The organism is Streptomyces sp. RerS4 (assembly GCF_023515955.1).
GTDB lineage: Bacteria > Actinomycetota > Actinomycetes > Streptomycetales > Streptomycetaceae > Streptomyces.
This window is the reverse complement of record NZ_CP097322.1, coordinates 1202685-1217641: the sequence shown is the minus strand read 5'-3', so window position 1 is coordinate 1217641 and position 14957 is coordinate 1202685. Positions and strand designations below refer to the sequence as shown.

The window sequence follows — 14957 nt, the reverse complement described above, 5'->3', positions numbered from 1 at the left end:
CACTTCGTCCGGTCGCCTGCGTCGAGTCCGTCGAGTCCGTCGCGTACGTCGCCTACGCGTCCACCAGCGCGAGGACGTGTTCCGTGACGAGGTCCAGCAGGTCGGACGCCGCTTCCCGGTCCCCGAGCACGAGGACGTTCAGCGTCAGCCCGTCCGTCATCGCCGCCAGGTAGCGCGCCAACACCGGTACGGGCACGGTCAGTTTCAGGTCCATGGTGTCGCGCAGCTGTCGCAGCAACTCCGCGTACGTCTCCCCGTACAGCTCGTACTGGCGGCGGGCGAGGTGCTCGAACCCCGGCCGGCGCAGGGCGTATTGGGTCAGTTCGTAGGTGAGCATGTGCTCCCCGGGCTGCGCGCTGACGTGGTCCCAGTAGGCCTCGAAGCCGGCCCGGACCGTCTCGCGGAGGGTGGGTTTGGGGCGGATCGCCTCCCGCACCACCGAGATGTAGTGCGCGGTGATCGCCTCGATGACCGATTCGAGGAGGGCCTGCTTGGAGTCGAAGCAGTAGTGGAAGACGCTGAGCGACACGCCCGCCTCGGCGGCGATGGAGCGGGTCGTGGTGCGGGTCACGCCGTCGCGGGTCATCGCGCGGATCGCCGCCTCGGTCAGCTGCCGGCGTCGTTCGGCCGACGGCATCCGTGCCATGGGGTCCTTTCGTGCGGGGCGCGCGGTGCGCGGTGCTGGTGCTGAGGGGGGCGAGCGGGGCCGGTCGGATCGGGCGCGCCCATCCGACCGGCCCCGGGCGGCGGTTCAGCCGCTGTACACGCCCACCTCGTGGAGGGAGTACCCCCACTGGGTGCCGCGGGCGAGCCCGTGGATGCGTACGTAGCGGGCGGTGGTGCCGGAGAACAGCGCCGTGTCCAGGCCGCCGTCGCCCGTGGTGGTGGACCAGGCCGTCTGCCAGTTCGTCCCGTCGGAGGAGAGCTCCACGCGGTACGACCTGCCGTACGCGCGCTCCCAGTCGAGGGTCACCCGGCCGACCAGGCTCGCGGCCCCGAGGTCGATCGTCAGCCACTGGTCGTCGCTCCAGTCACTGGCCCAACGCGAGCCCCGGTCGCCGTCGACGGCCCGGCCGGGCGCGTAGCTGACGAACGGGTTCCATTCGGCGGAGCTGGCCGAAGTCGCTTTGCCCGCCGCGAGGTTGACGCCCGCCTTGTGCCGCTCGGAGGCGCCCCACGTGCCGAGGTAGGACTCCGCGCCCCGGAAGAGGTCGTCCACCACGCCCTGGCCCCCGACCTGCCGGATGTCCTCGATCCAGTCCGGGACGAGGCCGTAGTGCGAGGCGCCGTCGGTGTTCAGGTCCCAGGTGCGCTGCCCGGTGGTCTGCTTGTCGATGACGGAGCCGCCGTCGACGCTGCGGAAGGGGTAGCGCACCGGGTTCGGGGTGGTCGCGCCGCGCGGGGCGGGCCAGCCGCCGACACCGTTCATGTCGGTTCCGTAGCCGTAGCCGACGTTGTACTTGTCGCGCAGCGCCTTCGTGCGCGCGGCCTCCGCCGTGAAGCCCTCGGAGCCGTTCATGTACTGGGCGGCGAACCCGCCGAGCCTGTAGAGCCGCTCGGTCCAGCCGAGGTCCATCCAGCTGTGCGAGGAGATGATGCCGGGGTAGGACTCGGACTCCAGGATGTCGAAGGCGCGCCCGGCCGCCTTGACGCCCATGTGGTCGATTTCGAGCATCATCTTGCGTTTCATCATGCCGCGTACGGCGTATTCGCCGAGGTCGGTCAGGCCGCGGCTGTTGCACCGCGCGTCGGCGGCGTACGAGGGGACGCTCACCCCTGCCGGCAGGTGCTTCTGCGCGCCCGGGGCCGGGGCGAGGCCGATGGGGTTGTCGTGCTGCGGGCCGGTGCACTTCTCCGTCTGCCAGAAGGTTCCGGTCGACAGGAACTGCCCGACGTTGATCGCGGTGCCCAGGGCGCCTTCGTCGAAGCGCACGCCGCACAGGGCGTTGTCGAACTTGTGGCACAGGAACATGCTGCGCACGCCGAGCTTGTGCAGCTCGTCCAGGCCCCGGTCGATGTCCTCCTTGGAGCACTGCGCGACGTCGAGGATCTGCTTGCAGCCGAAGGGCTCGGAGGTCTCCACCCCGAGGACGACGGCCATCTTGCCCTGCTTGATCACCTCGCGGGCCTGCGTGGAGTCGGTGACGATGCGGAACCAGCCCTTGCCGGGGCCGCCGTACATCTTGTCGATGTAGGCCTGCATGTCGTACGTCTTCTGCGCTTCGAGGCGGATGGCGGTCATCTCGTCGCAGCCGCGGTCCTTGAAGAAGTAGACCGAGCAGATCACCCCGTTGGTGACGAGGTCGTTGACGAGGACGCGCTGGCCGCCGCGCCAGGCGCGTTCGACCCACGCGTAGTAGTTCTGCTGGTGGGTCAGGGAGTCGTGGGCGGGCCAGTCCTTGAAGGTGGGCCAGCCGTCGGGGTCGTGCTTGCCGTCGCCGCCCTTGGTGATGAAGTCGAAGATGGCGAGCGTGCCGTCGGGGTAGTGCTCCGGGCAGTCCTTGAGCGCGTCGGCGATACCGAGGTCGGAGAAGGGCTTGCCGCAGATGAGCCGGCCGCCGAAGCCCTCGTTGGACATCAGGTGGTCGTGCGCGTCCACGAAGCCGCGTACGCGGCCTTGGGCGTCGGTGCCCTTGAAGGGTTCGCCGGTGACGTTGATCCCGGAGTCGGGGGCGGGCCGGGCCGTCGGGTTCCACCAGCCGGGATCGGCGGTGTCGGTGGTGGCGGAGGAACTGGGCACGGGGCCGCCGAGCAGGATCGCCATCACCGCGAGGAGCAGCGTCAGGACGGCCCCCGGGCGGCGCCCGAGCCGGCGGCGGGGGCGGGACGGGGGGTGAGGGTGTGGGGTCAAGGTCATCACTCGTGTCTTCGCTCGACGTGGGGCGCGGTCGACATCCAGGCATGACTTGTCATGCCCCGCACAAAGGGTGCGACGAGGATCGCGACTGGCGCGAGCGGAGTCAAGGGTCCGGGACAGATGACCTGATGGATCGACAGGTCGGGCAGACGGGGCGCGTTACACGTGTGCGCGCGGGTCTGATCGGTCGGTCCGGGCGGACCGCGCGGAAGGAGCTCGGAGGACTCGGAGGGATCGGAGGGATCGGCCGGGTCCGGCCGGGTCCGGCCAGGTCCGGCCGGCGGGCAGCGGGCCGGGAGGCCTATCGTCGAAGCATGAGCACGACGCTCGTGATGTACGAGGACGAACCGGCCCCCGGCGGCCTGCCGCCCGGGGCCGAACCCTCCGTACGGCGCGTCCACGCGGCGCCGGCCGCCCCGGGCACCACCTCCGTCCGGGGCCCCCGCACCTGCTGCGGCAAGGACACCTTCGCGATGCGCCCCGCCCCACCCCAGGCCCCCGCCGAGCCCGGCTCCCGGTGGTACCCGGAGCGCTACGCGGACCGCGTCTGCGCCCAGTGCGACGACGCGGTCTCGGGCACCTGAAGCCCCCGCCCGCCGCAGCAGCCCGCCGCCCGGCCCCGCGCCACCGCCCCGGTGACGGGCTACGGCCGATCCCGGCCGGGGAAGGGCGTCCGGCGGATCACGGCCGGCCGGACCCGCCTGGTCACCGCGCCCTGCCGGACCCGCCTGGTCACCGCGCCCTGCCGGACCCGCCTGGTCACCGCGCCCTGCCGCGCTGCCGTCGGTCGCCGATGCGGCGTCGCCTCGGTTCTGCCTCCCCCCGGCCCTGCGGGCCGGGGTACACGCCATGGCGCCGCCGGCGCCGGGCGACTCAGGCCTCCGACCCTGATCCGCCGGACCGCTTCGGTCGGTCTCGCAAGGCGGAGAGGCTCATGGTGGCTGACCGGATGCCCTGGGAGGTCTCGACAACGCGGCGAGGAGCGCCGCCGGGCGGCGGGGTCGGGCAACTTGGTGGAGCCGGCACGGCCCCCTCAGGCCCGGTCAGCGGCCGGGTCAGCGGCCGGGCGTCATGTCGTAGGTGACCCACATCGTCCGGTTCGCCACCTGGTCGTACTTCGACCGGGCGCGGTGGTTGTCGTCGGCGGTGATCCACCGCACCACGCTCCAGCCGCGCTCGGCGGCGAGCTCGCGCAGGGCACCGAGCAGCAGGTCGGCCGCGCCCGAACCCCGGTGCTCCGGGGCCACGAACAGGTCGTCGAGGAAGCAGCCGACGGTCGCCGACAGCGGGCGGGCGAAGGGGCGGTAGTGCGCCAGTCCCAGGAGCCGGCCCTCGGTGTCCTCGGCGACCAGGGCGCCCACCTCGTGGGCGGGGTCGTGGATCCAGCCCCAGACCGTCGCCGCCGCCTCGTCGGTCTGCTCGACCCGGTAGAAGTCGGCGTAGCCCCGGTACAGGACGCGCCACTGGGCGAGGTCCTCGGGTCGTGCGGCGCGGACCTGGATGTCGGACATGGGGGTACTCCCGGCGGGTCGAAGCGGCGGGGGAGCGGTCTCGTGGGCCGCAGCCCCCTCGTGATGCAGACCACCGATCATGGCCGGTCCCGTTCCCCGCCGTAACGCGCCGCCGCGTCGAACGTCGGTCCACCGCCCCGCCGCCGTGGACAGGTACGGCCACCGCACGGGCGCCAGTGGTCCCGCGTCCCCCGGGGCCCGCCGACCGATCATGCCCGGTTCCGCACGGAACCGTAACGGGTAGCCGTCTCCACGGCGGTTCGGCCCCTCGCCGCCGTGGAGGGGTAAGGCCCTGGGGCCCGGCTCGCCGGACCGCCGGGAGCCGTATCGGCGCGTCAGGCGTGCCGCCGGCCTTCGTAGCGGCGGGCCCCGAGCCCGCCACCGGCCCCGGGGGGCGCGCCGCCGCCCCCCGGGGTGTGCCACGGATGCCGGGTCCGGCACGGCCCCAAGCGTGCCGAGGGCCTCCGAGCCCGCCGCCCACCCACGGGGGGTGGGGTGGGTCAGCAGATGCGCGGGAGCTGCTCGCCGATCGGGAGGTCGACCACCCGCGTGCCGCCGAGGCCGGTGCGGGCCACCACCATGCCCGGGTGTTCGGCGACGGCCTCGCCGATGACGGCCGCGTCCCGCCCCAGGGGGTGGGCGCGCATCGCGGCGAGGACGGCCTCGGCGTGCTCGGGGGGTACGAAGGCCACGAGCTTGCCCTCGTTGGCCACGTACAGCGGGTCGAGGCCGAGGATCGCGCAGGCGTTGCCCACCGCCTCCGGAACCGGGACTCGGCCCTCGTGGAGGAGGACCCCCGTGCCGGAGGCGGCAGCGATCTCGTTCAGCGAGGCGGCCAGGCCGCCCCGGGTCGGGTCACGCAACACGTGTAGCTCAGGGGTGACGGCGAGCATGGCCTGGACGAGCCCGCCCAACGCCGCACAGTCGCTCTCGATGTCCACCCCGAACTCCAGGCCCTCACGGACGCTCATGATCGCCACCCCGTGCAGGCCGATCGCGCCGCTGACGATCACGACATCGCCCGGTACCACCCGCTGCGGGCGCAGGTCCACGCCGTCCGGGATGATCCCGATGCCGGCCGTGTTCACGTAGATCCCGTCGCCGTGGCCCGCCTCGACCACCTTGGTGTCCCCGGTCACCACCTCCACGCCGGCGGCCCGCGCGGCGACGCCCATGGCCTGGGCAACACGTGCAACCACGGACAGCTCCACCCCCTCTTCGAGGATGAACCCGCAGGAGAGATAAGCGGGTTGGGCCCCGCTCATGGCGAGGTCGTTGACAGTTCCGTTGACCGCCAGGTCGCCGATGCTGCCACCGGGGAAGAACAGTGGCCGCACCACGTACGAGTCCGTGGAGAACGCCAGCCGTACACCGCCCAGCGAGACGGCAGCCGAGTCCCCGAGCCCGGCGAGCACCTCACCACCGAACGCCGGGGCGAACAGGTGCTCCACCAGCTCCGCCGAGAGCGCGCCCCCGCCGCCGTGCCCCATCACGATCCGGGGACGGTCCCGCAAGGGCGCCGGGCAGGTCCAGCCGGTGACGTCGAGGACCGCCCGGGGCTCGGTGCTCGTCGGCTGCGGGATGTGGGGCTGTGCGACATCAGGCAACGGGGCTCGCCTCCCGCGAGGTGTTCGGCGCGGCCTGGAGGTCCAGCCGCCGGTAGAGGTAGTACGCGGCGCACGCCCCCTCGCTGGACACCATCGTGGCACCGAGCGGGTTGCGCGGGGTGCACAGACCACCGAAGGCCTCGCACTCGTGAGGCTTCAGCAGCCCCTGGAGCACCTCGCCACTGCGGCAGGCGGCCGGCTCCCGCGTGGTGATGCCGGTGACGGAGAACCGGTGCTCGGCGTCGAACTCCCGGTAGCGCGACGACAATCGCCACCCACTCTCCGGAATGACACCGATGCCCCGCCAGGCCCGGTCGGTGACCTCGAACACGTCCTCCAGCATGGCCAGCGCGGCGGGATTGCCTTCCGGCCGGACGGCGCGGGCGTAGGCGTTGTCGACGGTGTGCTCGCCGCGTTCCAGCTGCCGCACGGTGCGGCGTACGCCCTCCAGGATGTCCAACGGTTCGAAGCCCGTCACGACGATCGGCACGCGGTGGCGGGCCGCCAACTCGGGGTACTCGGCCATGCCCATGACGCTGCACACGTGCCCGGCGGCCAGGAAGCCCTGCACCCGACAGCTCGGCGAGCGCATGATCGCCTCGATCGCCGGGGGGACCCGCACGTGTGACACGAGCAAGCTGAAGTTGGCGATCCCCAGCTTCTTCGCCTGGTAGACCGTCATGGCGTTGGGCGGGGCGGTCGTCTCGAAGCCGATGCCGAAGAACACCACCTGCCGCTCCGGATTCTGCCGCGCGATCTTGAGTGCGTCGAGAGGTGAGTAGACGACCCGTACGTCGCCGCCCTCGCTGCGGACCTGGAAGAGGTCACGGCCGGTGCCGGGCACGCGGAGCATGTCCCCGAAGGAGCAGAAGATCACCTCGGGGCGAGAGGCGATCTCCAGGGCCTTGTCGATGACCTCCAGCGGGGTGACGCACACCGGACAGCCCGGACCGTGGATCAACTCCACCTGTTCGGGAAGCAGTTGGTCGATGCCGTGTCGGATGATGGTGTGGGTCTGGCCGCCGCAGACCTCCATCAGGGCCCAGGGACGGGTCACCGTGGCGTGGATGTCGTCGAGGAGCCGGCGGGCCAGCTCGGGGTCATGGAACTCGTCGATGTACTTCACCGCTGCGCTTCCTCCTGCCGGGTCTCGTCGGTGGGCCACGGGGCGCCGCCGGCTTCTGCCGCCGCCTCCCAGGGATCGCCGAACTCCTCTTGCAGCATGCCGAGTTCAGCGAAGAGTCCGAGGGTCTTCAGTGCCGACTCCTCGTCCAGCCGCTGGAGGGCGAAGCCCACGTGGACGATGGCGTACTCGCCGACCCGGAGGTCCGGGAGGTACTCCAGGCACACCTCCTTCTGTACGCCGCCGAAGTCGACGGTGGCCATGCGGGTGCCGTCCCTCTCCCCGATCTCAAGCACTCTGCCGGGTACCGCCAGGCACATGGGCTTCTCCTCGCTGTGGATGATCCATAACGCGTGTAACGGCCGCCGCGACCATGAGCTGGCCGAGTGCCAGACCGCCGTCGCCGGGTGGCACCCGGGAGTGCCGGAGGACCGTGAAGCCCCGCCCGCGCAACTCGTGCGCGCAGGCCTCGGCCAGTAGGCGGTTGGCGAAGACCCCGCCCGTCAGGGCGACGGTGTCCGGGCCGTGTCGGTCCCGCGCGAGCCCGCACACCTCGCCGACGAGGGCTGCCACGCCGGCGTGGAAGCGGGCGGCGATCACGGCGGGGGCCACGCCGGCCCGTACGTCGGCCACCACCGCCGCCAGGACGGGCGCCGGGTCCGCGACGACGGGCCCCTCGGCGCCCGCCGACGGCGGCCGCAGGTCAAACGTGTAACGGGCATCGGCGGGAGCGCCGTCCGGCGCGGCGCAGGCGGCCGCCTCCAGCTCGATCGCGGCCTGGGCCTCGTACCCGGCCTCGTGGCAGACCCCCGCCAGGGAGGAAACCGCGTCGAAGAGCCGGCCCATGCTGGAGGTCGGGACACAGTTCAGCCCCCGCTCCAACTGGGTCTCCAGAACCCGCGACTCCGCCGGCGGGCACGCCGCCACGCACGGCAGGTCCGGGCTCCAGGGCAGTCCCGCCGCGCGCAACCACGACAGCGCCATCCGGTACGGGCGACGCACGGCAGCGTCACCGCCCGGCAAGGGCGCGTAGGCGAGATGCGCATAACGCGTGTAACCCGCGTAGTCGGCGACGAGGAACTCCCCGCCCCACACCGCCCCGTCGTCGCCGTACCCGGTGCCGTCGAAGGCGACGCCGATCACCGGCCGCGAGCCGTCGAGGCCGTGCTCGGTCATCGCGGACGCGACGTGCGCGTGATGGTGCTGGACGCGCGCCAAAGGGCGTTCCCCCGCGTGTTCGCGCGCCCAGCGTCCCGACCGGTAGCCGGGATGCCGGTCGGCGGCGAGCAACACCGGAGCGACCCCCGTGATCGACTCCAACTGCCGTTCCGCCCCCGCGAAGGCGCGCAACGTCGCCAGGTCGTCCATGTCGCCGATGTGCGCCGACAGCCACGCCCTGCGGCCCTCACCGAGACAGAACGTGTTCTTGAGGTCCCCGCCCACCGCGAGCACGGCCGGTACCGGCAACGGCAGCGACAACGGCAGCGGCGCGTACCCCCGGGCCCGACGCAGGACGAGCGGCTCGCCGTCGCAGACCCGTACGACGGAATCGTCGCAGGGCACGTGGATCGGCCGGTCGTGCGTCAGCCAGGCGTCCGCGATGCCGCCCAACCGTTCCAGGGCCTCGGCGTCGTCGGTGACGATGGGCTCGCCCGACAGGTTTCCGCTGGTCATCACCAGCAGCCGCGGCCCGTCCAGGTCGCCGGACACACCCAGCAGCAGGTGGTGTACCGGCGTGTACGGGAGCATCACACCGAGGTCGGGACTGCCCGGCGCGACGGCGTCGACCCGCCCCACCAGGCCGCCCACCCCCGCCCCCGCCCCCGCGCGGCGGCGACGCAGCAGGACGATGGGCCGGACCCCGCCGACGAGCAGCTCCCGCTCACCGGGGCCGACCGGCGCGAGGCGTTCCACCTCCGCCAGGTCCCGGGCCATCAACGCGAACGGCTTGTCCCCGCGCCCTTTGCGCCGCCGCAATTCCGCGACCGCCACCGGATTCGAGGCGTCGCACGCCAGGTGGTAGCCGCCGAGCCCCTTCACCGCCAGGACCGCACCCTCCGCCAACAGCCGGCGGGCCCCGACGATCGGATCGCTGCCGGTCACCTCGCGCGGCGGACGGCCGGCGAGCAGTCGCAGCCGGGGCCCGCAGGCCGGGCAGGAGACCGGCTGGGCGTGGAACCGCCGGTCGGCCGGATCCTCGTACTCCCGCGCGCAATCGGGGCACATCGGGAAGCGGGCCATGGTGGTGTGGACGCGGTCGTACGGCAGCCCGGTGACGATGGTGAAGCGCGGTCCGCAATGCGTGCAGGTGATGAACGGGTGACGGTGGCGCCGGTCGGCGGGGTCCACGAGCTCGGCCAGGCAGTCGGCGCAGGTGGCCACGTCCGGGGAGACGAGGGTGCGGGCCGGGCCGCCGGAGCGCGAGGCGACGATCGTGAATCCGGACCCGCCCGCGAGGGGCACCTCGCAGTGGTCGACGGCGTCCACGACGGCCAGCGGCGGCGCGTCCGCCGCCAGCCGCTCGCAGAACTCCCGCACCGCGGCCGGGGCGCCCTCCACCTCCGCGACGACGCCCTCGGGGGTGTTGGTGACGTGACCGGCGAGGCCCAGTCCGGTGGCGCGTACGTACACATAGGGGCGGAAACCGACGCCCTGCACCACGCCCCGTACGGTCACCCGGCGGCGCTGCACCGCCTCCATCAGCGGGTCTGCGCCACGGGCCGGGGGGAGTGGCTCGGATCGGAGCCGGCGGGTTCGGTGGGCGCGTGCGCGGGGAGGTGGACGTGACCGTGATCCTCCTTGTCACCGTGGTCATGGCCGTGGTCATGGGCGTGGTCATGGCTGTGAGGGTGATGACGGTGGTGGTCGTGCGCGCGGCCGTCGGTGTGCGCCTGCTCGCGGGCCATGACCGGCAGGTGCGTGCTCGCGCCCGAGGCGACGGCCAGCGCCCGTTCCAGGAGCAGGCCGACGCCTTCACCCGTGCGGGCGGAGGTCAGTGCCACCTCCACGCCGGGGTTGACGCGCTGGACGTTCGCCCGGAAGGTGGCCTCGTCGAACTCGACGGCCTCGGCGATGTCCGTCTTGGTGACCAACACCAGCTGGGCGAGCCCGAAGGCCGTCGGGTACTTCAGCGGCTTGTCCTCGCCCTCCGTGACCGAGGCGAGCACCACCCGGAGGGATTCGCCGAGGTCGTAGGAGGCCGGGCAGACGAGGTTGCCGACGTTCTCCACGAACAGCAGGCGGGTGTCGGCGGGCAGCCAACCGTTCAGGTGGCGGCCCAGCATCGAGGCCTCCAGATGACAGAGCCCGTCGGTGAGGACCTGCTTGACCGGTACGCCCGAACGCGCCAGCCGCAGCGCGTCGTTCTCGGTCGCGAGGTCCGCGGTGAGCGCCGCGACCGGGACGCCCCGTTCCCGGGCGCGGAGCAGTTCACGCTCCAGCAGCGCCGTCTTGCCGCTGCCGGGACTGGACAGCAGGTTGACGACGGCGGTTCCGCGCGCGGTGAGTTCCGCGCGCAGGGTGTGCGCCGCCATGTCGTTCTTGGCGAGTACCGCCTGCCGCAGATCGACCACTCGGCACATGGATTCAGGCCTCCTCGGAGATGGGTTCGCGGGCGGGGCCGGGGCAGTCGGGGTCGTCTTCCCAGCTCACGCTGAGGATCCGCAGCTCACGGCCCGAGAGCAGCTCTACGTCCGAGGCCTGACGGCAGCCGGGGCAGCACAGATCGGGGGGCATGCCCACGGCCCACTCGTGTGCGCACGCGCCGCACCGGGCACGGGCCGGCACGGGGTGCGTGACGAGCTCCGCGCCCTCCAGCACCGTGCCGGCGCAGGCCAGTTCGAAGCAGAAGGCGAGCGAGTCCGGTACGACGCCGGCCAGTTCGCCGACCTGGAGGGTTACACGATTTACCGTGCGCGCCCCACCGGCCCCCGCGGCTTCTTCCACCTGGCCCACGACGGCCATGGCGATCGACATCTCGTGCATCGGACTCCGTCCTGCCGCCGCTCATTACAGCGGCCGGACGCACCCGGCGCGGGCGGCCACGCCGACGCGTCGCACGCCCCGTACGCCATTCGGGCGCGGGGCGTGCGACGGGTGCGGGCTCGGTCCGAGGGCGTGCCGGCTCGAGTGGTGTCACATACGGCTGATCCGCAGGTAGCGCTTGAGATCCGGGAGGACCTGGACCAATACGGCGGCCACGACCAGGGCGGCGGCGACCGTGCCGACGACGGACTTCTTCACGGGCGTTCTCCTCGTTCTCCTCGTTCTCCGCGCTGTCTTCGTTCTCTTCATCGTCCTCACGGGTCGCTCCTCGGATCAGGACGGCCCCCCGCCACGACCGCCGCCGGTGCGGTGGGTTCCACGTCGAGCCGGGCGGCGGGGACCGCGTCGGGGTCCAACAGGTCCAGGACCATCCGGACCGCCCCCGGCACCGCCGCCGCCACCGCCGGACTCAGCCCGATGCCCTCCTCGACGCAGGCGGGCTCGCAGCCGACGACCAGCGTGCGCCGGGGCGGGGCGGTACCCGTTCCGGCGCACAGCGTGCCCAGCAGGGCGAGAACGGTGTCGGGGGACATGTGGTGGCCGTCCAGCACGGCGGCTCCGGGCTCCACGGCGCCCGCCGTCCCGCCCGCCGTCCCGTCCGCCGCCGGCCCTGCTTCGATCAGGTACAACGTGCCGGGGGCACCGCCGCGCGCGGTGGCGTCGACCAGTACGAGGGTCTCGTAGCCGTCGAGCAGCTGGTACGCCAGGTGCACCCCGCGCACCCCGAAGTCCACCACCTCGACGTGTCCGGGCAGCGGGCGCGCGGAGAGCGCGCGCACCGCCTCGACGCCGAAACCGTCGTCGCCGAGGAAGAGGTTGCCGATCCCGGCGACCAACACCCTGCCGCGCGTCGCGTCGTTCACGGCCCCTCCAACGGCGTGACCTCGTCGGGCTGGAAGTACAGGAACCGGCCCTGCTCCCGGCGGATGTCGGCCCCCGGGTCGCCCTCCACGGTGACGGCGAGGTGCACTCCGCCGTCCACGTCGTGCAGGACGGCTTCGACCAGCGCCGCCCGGCCCCGGACGAAGAGGTCCTGCGCGTCGGTGCGCCGCAGGCCGGGCCGCAGCAGCACCCGGCTGCCGAGGCCGACGGGGATGCCGTCGACCATGATCCGGTCGTGGTCCGTCGCGGCGGGGTTGTCGGACGCGGACGCGGACGCGGTGGTGGTGGTGGTGGTGGGGCCCGGGGCTGAGCGCTGCGCGCCGACCGGGTCCCACCAGGGCGTGTCGGGTCGGAACACGTCCTTTTTGAAGGCCGGTTCCGCGAGGGTCGGAGGCGTGTGCGGCCCGGTGATCTCCCGTAGGGCGCGTACCGCGCCGTGGAGCCGTTCCAGCACCTCGGGCGGCATCGAGTCCGCCATGTCGATCACGGCGGCCGCACGGGGGTCCGTACCGCGCGCCTCGCGTTTCTCCTGCTCGGTGAGGGTCGCGGTGCGCAGCGCGAGGATCTCGTCGATCTCCAGGGCGTCGTACATCGTGCCGGCGCTCTCGGGGGCGATGGACGGGTGGTCCTCCAGGATGATCGGGGAGGAGAGGACCACGTCCGCGCGGTCGGGGGCGCCCGCCAGCACCGGCCAGGTGTGCCGGTTCTCGCAGTCGGCGACGGCTCCCTTGGCCCATTCGGGCGGATCGGTCATCGACAGGAAGGAACCGGCGCTCAGCCCCAGCAGGAGGTGGGCGGCGACCAGTGAACGGGGCAGGGCCGCTTCACGGCCGGCTTCGGCCGTGTCGGGCTGCCAGTTACTCGTGTTGTCAACCACCGCCGTCAGCTTCAACACGCGGTACGGACCGTCCAGTTCGGTGGCGGAAAGCCGCAGGAGGCCGTCGATGCGTTCGGTACGCCGTACCAGCCGGCCGACGATGCGGCCGGCGCCGTCCGCCACCGGCTCGATCTCCTCCCGGGAGGAGCGGGTGAACGGCAGGGCGACCTCGCCACCAAGCAATTCCGCTACGTCCACGGTGAGTTCGATCCGTTCCTCCGTTCCTTCGTCCCATGGAAGCAACACCCGGTCTGGCAGGTTGAGTTCGGGCACTTCGGCGAACGCGCCATCGGGGCGGGCCTCTTGGACGGTACGGCGCTGCGCGTGCAGGAAGCGCAGCTCCGCCCGGAGCGTGGCCGCGCCCCGGGGCTCCATCAGGATCTCGGTCCGCTGGAAGGTCGGCTCCTGTTGGGCGGGGGCCCACGCGGGCGGCACCAGCACGCCGAACTGCCAGCGCATCCGGTTCTTCGCCGCCGATGCCCGGTACGGGTAGAGCACGTACCCCTCGAAGAGGACGGCGTCGGCGACGTGCCGGGCGGTGGCGAAGAGGGAGTCCGGGTCGTGTTCGGTGGTCGGGGCCGCCGTGCTCGTGTCGGTCGGGGTCACGGGGCCGTCCTCTCGGTCACGACGACCCGGGGGAGTACGGCCCCCAGCCGCGGCGGCGCCGGGGGGTCGGGGGCGGCGGCGTCGAGCAGGGCGCGTACGGTCGCCTCCCAGGAGGCGAGCGAGTGGCGCGAGCGGAAGGCGAGCAGCTCCGCCATCGTGTCGCGGGGCAGTCGCAGCCAGCCGCAACCCGGGAAGTGCTGCTCGATCATTGCGCGCCAAACGGCGGCGGGCATCCGGTACGAGGCCTCGCGGTCCCAGGGCACCGGCTCGACGCGGAAGCCGCCGGCGCCGGTGAAGGCCGTGCCGGAGAACAGCATGAGCAGCGGCGCCTCGCCTTCCTCCAGGGCGTGGAAGTAGCGGGTCGCCGCGATGTCCATGTCGTACGTGCACGGGACGACCAGATCGGTCTCGGTCTCCCCGGTGAAGCTCGGCACCATGACCGACACCTGGGCGAACTGAAGGGGCTGAAGCGTGTTGCCCCAACGGGAGCGCTCCCCGAACAGGTCCGCCAGGCCCTCGGCCTCGGCGCCCGAGTACTCCCGCCGGGCGGGCTCGATGCGCAGCTGGCAGCGCAGGGCGAGGGCGTGGACCCGTACGCCCGCCCCGGCGGTGACGCGTAGGCGGAAGACGAGGGTGGGGCCGGCGGCGTAGGGGTCGGCGCGCACGCCGTTACACGAGAAACCGAGGTCGGCGGTGGGGGTGGTCATGACGCCGGTTCCTCCTCCAGGACGCGGGCCCTGCGCTCGACCTGCGCGAAGAAGGCGTCGAGGGCGGCTCGGGCCTCGGCCCCGCCGTCGAAGCCCTGCCACAGCAGCCGCATCCGCCCCACCAGCTCGTAGCAGATGTCGATCGGCACCAGGTGGCACGTGTTACCGCCGCCCGCCGTCCGGCGCAACAGCAGGGCCTCCACGTCGGGTTCGACGAGCGCGGCCAGCCGAGTGGCCCCGAGGACGCTCTCCCAGGTGCGCGGGTCGAGTTCGCTCTCGGTGGCGCCCGCCGGACTGGGGTAGAGGGCCACCAGCCGGTCGAGCGCGGCGTTGTGGAAGAAAAACGCGACACCCACCGGGATCCGCAGCGCCTCCCAGGCGGTGTCGTCGATCCCGTGGCCCGGGTCGGCGAGACAGCGGTTCGGGACGGCCCGGTAGCGCCCCGTCCGTGCCCCGGGTCGGTCGAACAGCAGGGCGCAGGCGGTGCAGGCGCAGACGAGAGACCGGCGTTCGGTCTCCACGAGGTGCCGGTGGCCCTCCTCGGGCACCGTCACCCCGCACAGTTCGCAGACCTCCCGGCGGGGCGGGCGCGGCCCCGTGAACCGCCGCAACCCCCGCCGCGAGCCCGCCACGGCGCCCACCGACACCCGCGCCGCCGGCCCCGGCACGCCGAGCCCCTTCAGCCCGGCGCGGCGTACGTCGGGTTCCCCAACCTCGGCGTCGCTCGCGCCGGGCGTCTGAAC

15 protein-coding genes are annotated in these 14957 nt (G+C 72.9%); 1 reads left to right on the top strand and 14 read right to left on the bottom strand.

What is annotated here, in order from left to right:
* Positions 1–52: 52 nt before the first annotated feature.
* Entirely contained in the window at positions 53–646 is a 594-nt protein-coding gene (locus tag M4D82_RS05495; RefSeq protein WP_249764957.1) for a TetR/AcrR family transcriptional regulator, read from the bottom strand.
* A 105-nt stretch (positions 647–751) separates the two neighbouring features.
* Complete coding sequence (locus M4D82_RS05490; protein ID WP_249771490.1) at positions 752–2764, bottom strand: galactose-binding domain-containing protein; 2013 nt, start codon at positions 2762–2764, stop codon at positions 752–754.
* Positions 2765–3171: 407 nt separating this feature from the next.
* Here M4D82_RS05490 and M4D82_RS05485 point away from each other — a divergent pair, with 407 nt between their 5' ends.
* The gene (locus M4D82_RS05485) at positions 3172–3441 is read left to right on the top strand and encodes a hypothetical protein (RefSeq protein ID WP_249764956.1); all 270 of its coding nucleotides are present in this window, start codon (positions 3172–3174) and stop codon (positions 3439–3441) included.
* Between the two features lie 471 nt (positions 3442–3912).
* Here the strand turns inward: M4D82_RS05485 and M4D82_RS05480 are convergent, their stop codons facing one another.
* From M4D82_RS05480 to M4D82_RS05430, 12 genes are all read right to left on the bottom strand, one after another.
* The gene (locus M4D82_RS05480; protein WP_249764955.1) at positions 3913–4368 is read right to left on the bottom strand and encodes a GNAT family N-acetyltransferase; all 456 of its coding nucleotides are present in this window, start codon (positions 4366–4368) and stop codon (positions 3913–3915) included.
* 500 nt (positions 4369–4868) lie between these two features.
* Positions 4869–5858, bottom strand: coding sequence for a hydrogenase expression/formation protein HypE (gene hypE / locus M4D82_RS05475; protein WP_502989049.1), 990 nt, complete (start codon positions 5856–5858; stop codon positions 4869–4871).
* A 109-nt stretch (positions 5859–5967) separates the two neighbouring features.
* Positions 5968–7101, bottom strand: a complete 1134-nt coding sequence (gene hypD / locus M4D82_RS05470) for a hydrogenase formation protein HypD (RefSeq protein ID WP_249764954.1) — start codon at positions 7099–7101, stop codon at positions 5968–5970.
* A complete protein-coding gene (locus tag M4D82_RS05465) occupies positions 7098–7418 on the bottom strand; it encodes a HypC/HybG/HupF family hydrogenase formation chaperone (RefSeq protein WP_249764953.1) in 321 nt (106 codons plus the stop codon). The genes hypD and M4D82_RS05465 overlap by 4 nt, the downstream gene beginning before the upstream one ends.
* Positions 7387–9798: a carbamoyltransferase HypF gene (gene hypF, locus M4D82_RS05460; protein WP_249764952.1), complete on the bottom strand. Its 2412-nt coding sequence runs from the start codon at positions 9796–9798 to the stop codon at positions 7387–7389. The genes M4D82_RS05465 and hypF overlap by 32 nt, the downstream gene beginning before the upstream one ends.
* Positions 9798–10679 carry a hydrogenase nickel incorporation protein HypB gene (hypB, locus tag M4D82_RS05455; protein WP_249764951.1) on the bottom strand — a complete coding sequence of 294 codons (882 nt, stop codon included), beginning with the start codon at positions 10677–10679 and terminating at the stop codon, positions 9798–9800. Before hypB ends, hypF begins: the two co-directional genes overlap by 1 nt.
* 4 nt (positions 10680–10683) lie before the next feature.
* On the bottom strand, positions 10684–11082 hold the full coding sequence (locus tag M4D82_RS05450) for a hydrogenase maturation nickel metallochaperone HypA/HybF (RefSeq protein WP_249764950.1): 399 nt from the start codon (positions 11080–11082) through the stop codon (positions 10684–10686).
* A 150-nt stretch (positions 11083–11232) separates the two neighbouring features.
* Entirely contained in the window at positions 11233–11340 is a 108-nt protein-coding gene (locus M4D82_RS34550; protein WP_502988875.1) for a DUF6893 family small protein, read from the bottom strand.
* A 56-nt stretch (positions 11341–11396) separates the two neighbouring features.
* Entirely contained in the window at positions 11397–12005 is a 609-nt protein-coding gene (locus M4D82_RS05445; RefSeq protein ID WP_249764949.1) for a hydrogenase maturation protease, read from the bottom strand.
* Positions 12002–13618, bottom strand: a complete 1617-nt coding sequence (locus M4D82_RS05440; protein WP_502989048.1) for a hypothetical protein — start codon at positions 13616–13618, stop codon at positions 12002–12004. Before M4D82_RS05440 ends, M4D82_RS05445 begins: the two co-directional genes overlap by 4 nt.
* Positions 13504–14214 (bottom strand): DUF6084 family protein, encoded by a 711-nt coding sequence (locus M4D82_RS05435; protein ID WP_249764947.1) that lies wholly within the window; start codon positions 14212–14214, stop codon positions 13504–13506. The genes M4D82_RS05440 and M4D82_RS05435 overlap by 115 nt, the downstream gene beginning before the upstream one ends.
* Entirely contained in the window at positions 14211–14882 is a 672-nt protein-coding gene (locus tag M4D82_RS05430; RefSeq protein WP_249764946.1) for a DUF5947 family protein, read from the bottom strand. Before M4D82_RS05430 ends, M4D82_RS05435 begins: the two co-directional genes overlap by 4 nt.
* Positions 14883–14957: the final 75 nt, after the last annotated feature.

Bases quoted from the DNA above. Each gene is read 5' to 3' on its own strand.
- M4D82_RS05485 (WP_249764956.1), top strand. From the start codon at position 3,172: ATGAGCACGACGCTCGTGATGTACGAGGACGAACCGGCCCCCGGCGGC.
- M4D82_RS05490 (WP_249771490.1), bottom strand. From the start codon at position 2,764: ATGGCGATCCTGCTCGGCGGCCCCGTGCCCAGTTCCTCCGCCACCACC.
- M4D82_RS05435 (WP_249764947.1), bottom strand. From the start codon at position 14,214: ATGACCACCCCCACCGCCGACCTCGGTTTCTCGTGTAACGGCGTGCGC.
- M4D82_RS05480 (WP_249764955.1), bottom strand. From the start codon at position 4,368: ATGTCCGACATCCAGGTCCGCGCCGCACGACCCGAGGACCTCGCCCAG.
- M4D82_RS05450 (WP_249764950.1), bottom strand. From the start codon at position 11,082: ATGCACGAGATGTCGATCGCCATGGCCGTCGTGGGCCAGGTGGAAGAA.
- M4D82_RS05495 (WP_249764957.1), bottom strand. From the start codon at position 646: ATGGCACGGATGCCGTCGGCCGAACGACGCCGGCAGCTGACCGAGGCG.
- hypF (WP_249764952.1), bottom strand. From the start codon at position 9,798: ATGGAGGCGGTGCAGCGCCGCCGGGTGACCGTACGGGGCGTGGTGCAG.
- hypE (WP_502989049.1), bottom strand. From the start codon at position 5,858: ATGGGGCACGGCGGCGGGGGCGCGCTCTCGGCGGAGCTGGTGGAGCAC.
- hypB (WP_249764951.1), bottom strand. From the start codon at position 10,679: ATGTGCCGAGTGGTCGATCTGCGGCAGGCGGTACTCGCCAAGAACGAC.
- M4D82_RS05465 (WP_249764953.1), bottom strand. From the start codon at position 7,418: ATGTGCCTGGCGGTACCCGGCAGAGTGCTTGAGATCGGGGAGAGGGAC.